Source organism: Pseudomonas sp. GM18, assembly GCF_000282195.1.
GTDB lineage: Bacteria > Pseudomonadota > Gammaproteobacteria > Pseudomonadales > Pseudomonadaceae > Aquipseudomonas.
The window spans coordinates 1-2,384 of the sequence record NZ_AKJT01000066.1 but is presented as its reverse complement, the minus strand read 5'-3'; the positions used below and the strand labels follow the sequence as shown (position 1 = coordinate 2,384).

General features: G+C 60.3%; 1 protein-coding gene. It reads right to left on the bottom strand.

What is annotated here, in order from left to right; all coding sequences use genetic code 11:
* A partial coding sequence (locus tag PMI21_RS11220) for a DUF5801 repeats-in-toxin domain-containing protein (protein ID WP_007939407.1) occupies window positions 1–2,384 on the bottom strand: 2,384 nt, incomplete at both ends.

Sequence of the window (2,384 nt, the reverse complement as noted above, 5' to 3'; positions counted from 1 at the left end):
GAGTCGCGGGATTGTCGATGGCACCATTGAGCTGGTACCCGCTTCCACTTACGCCCTGGGTCGATGTCACCACTTGCGCGCCCTGGATCGAGTAGTGTTCACCGGTGAAGTTGTAGTCATTGTTCTCAAAGACCACGATGCCGTTTTGTGCCTTGGCCACGAATCCATAGGCGGGCACACTGTCATTGAGAACGTCGTCATTACCGGCTGAGTTTCCAACAATGAAGGTCCGATTGATTGTATTCAATGGGTTGTTGTCATCAACCAGCTTCAAGACCACCAGCATGTCTTTGCCGGCACCAATACCGGCTTGTGTGAACTCGATAAAGATCGCCTTGCTCGTGGCCCTGTCCGCGCCAGAAGCGGTAAATCCCTGGGGATTTGTTTTGTAGAAGTCCAGATCAATCACCTCGTCCGATTGGAGCGTGTCGCTGGCAGCGCCAATCGAATCCGATGAAATCGTGACATACCGTCGATCATTCGAGAACAAGCCTGTGCCGGTGTCGTAAGCGAAGGTTTGCGGCGTCCCATTATTCACGCCAAACCCTTCGAACTGCACAAAGAAGTTGCTGGCAAGCGTCATCACCGAGACCGGCGGATTCGATCCAACGGTCGTGGCTGAGTTGAGCGCATAGCCCTGCAGGGGGTTTCCAGGCGTCGAGGTGTTCAGGATGCTGAAGCTCTCAATCTCCTGAGCCAGTTTCAAGGTATAGGTGTCAGCCACCTTGTCAAAGACCAGCGTGCCGGTGGCGTTGCTGGTCGCTCCCTGCGATGGGTTGTTGGACACGTAGGTGAAGCCCACGTTGAACACCGCCTGGCTATCAGTCTCCGAGACCCAACTCACCGATTTGTTGGTGATGGCGTTAGCACCCACCGTGACGCCCGTGAGGGCCACGGACAGGAAGTCGGAGTTCGACGCGCTGTAAGGTGTCGCATGGGTGTCCGCGCCAATCGAGTAACCGAAGACGCCGGTTCCACCGTGATCCGTCACCAGCGCCCCGTTGCTGCTGTTCGCATAGATCAGGTTCGACTTGGCCGTCACGACCGGGGTGTCGTCATCGACGTTGATCCCCAGCGTGCCATCGGCCGTATCGCCATCACCATCAGTCACCCGGTAGTTGATGGTGAACGCCTGGTTGTTCTCGGTCAGGCCCGCCGCATGGAGGATCGGGTTGTTTTGCACCACCGTGTAGGCGCCCGTTGCCGCGACCATCGTCAGCGTCAGTACCGTGGTCGTGCCCTGCTTGACTAACAGATTGGTGCCATCGGCCACATAGCTGAAGCCTGTAGGCGCTCCGCTGGTCAGATAGGCCACCGTGCCGGCCCCGTCCTGACCAAAGTCGTGGCCCAGAGTGCCGCTTACGTTGGCCGAGTTTACGTCGTCGCCCGTGCCGCCAGCATTGCCGCCCGTGAGCGCATCGTCGTCGAGCAGCACCGTGTTGTTGGCGGACACTGCCGGTCCGTCGTCATCGAAGTTGATGTCGTCGCCGATGCCGACGCTGTCAGTGCTGGTGTCGCCGTCGCCGTCGGTCACCGTCACCACCGCGTTGATCAGGCCGGCCAGATCGACCTGGTCGTCATAGGCCGCCGCCGAGCTGCCGGCGGTGGGGTGCGTGAGCGAGACATACTGCGCCACCGCCACGTTGCCGTCCTGCAGCAAAGCAATTGCGAACGCCGCCGGATCGGCTCCGGTGACCGGGCCATTGGCTACGTCATAGCGACCGACAATCAGATCGCCTTCCTTGAACAGAATGATGTTTTTGCCATCGGTGGTGTCGAGCAGCGAGTCGGTGCCGTCACCGCCCACAATCGCCAGCGACAGCACTTTCGTCCCATTCTCCTGGTCCTGGCCAAAGCTGCTGAGCGCCGTGGTGGCCAAAGGTGTGGTGCTGATCGCGAACTCGGTTGGATTCAAGTCGGTGCCCTTGTTCAACACTTCCGTGTCGAACAGCGCCAGAACCGCTGCCGCGTCGCTGTCGTTATCCTGGTTGCCGGCTGTTTCGTCGATCGTCACTGAACCGCCGCCATCGGCCACGTCCGCGCTCGGTCCGTCGTCGTCGAAGTTGATGTCGTCGCCGATGCCGACACTGTCAGTGCTGGTGTCGCCGTCGCCGTCGGTCACCGTCACTACCGCATTGATCAGGCCGGCCAGATCGACCCGGTCGTCATGGGCCGCCGGCGTGCTGCCGGCGATGGGGTGCGTGAGCGAGACATACTGCGCCACCGCCACGTTGCCGTCCTGCAGCAGTGCAATTGCGAACGCGGCCGGATCGGCTCCGGTGACCGGGCCATTGGCTACGTCATAGCGACCGACAATCAGATCGCCTTCCTTGAACAGAATGATGTTCTTGCCATCGGTGGTGTCGAGCAGCGAGTCGGTGCCG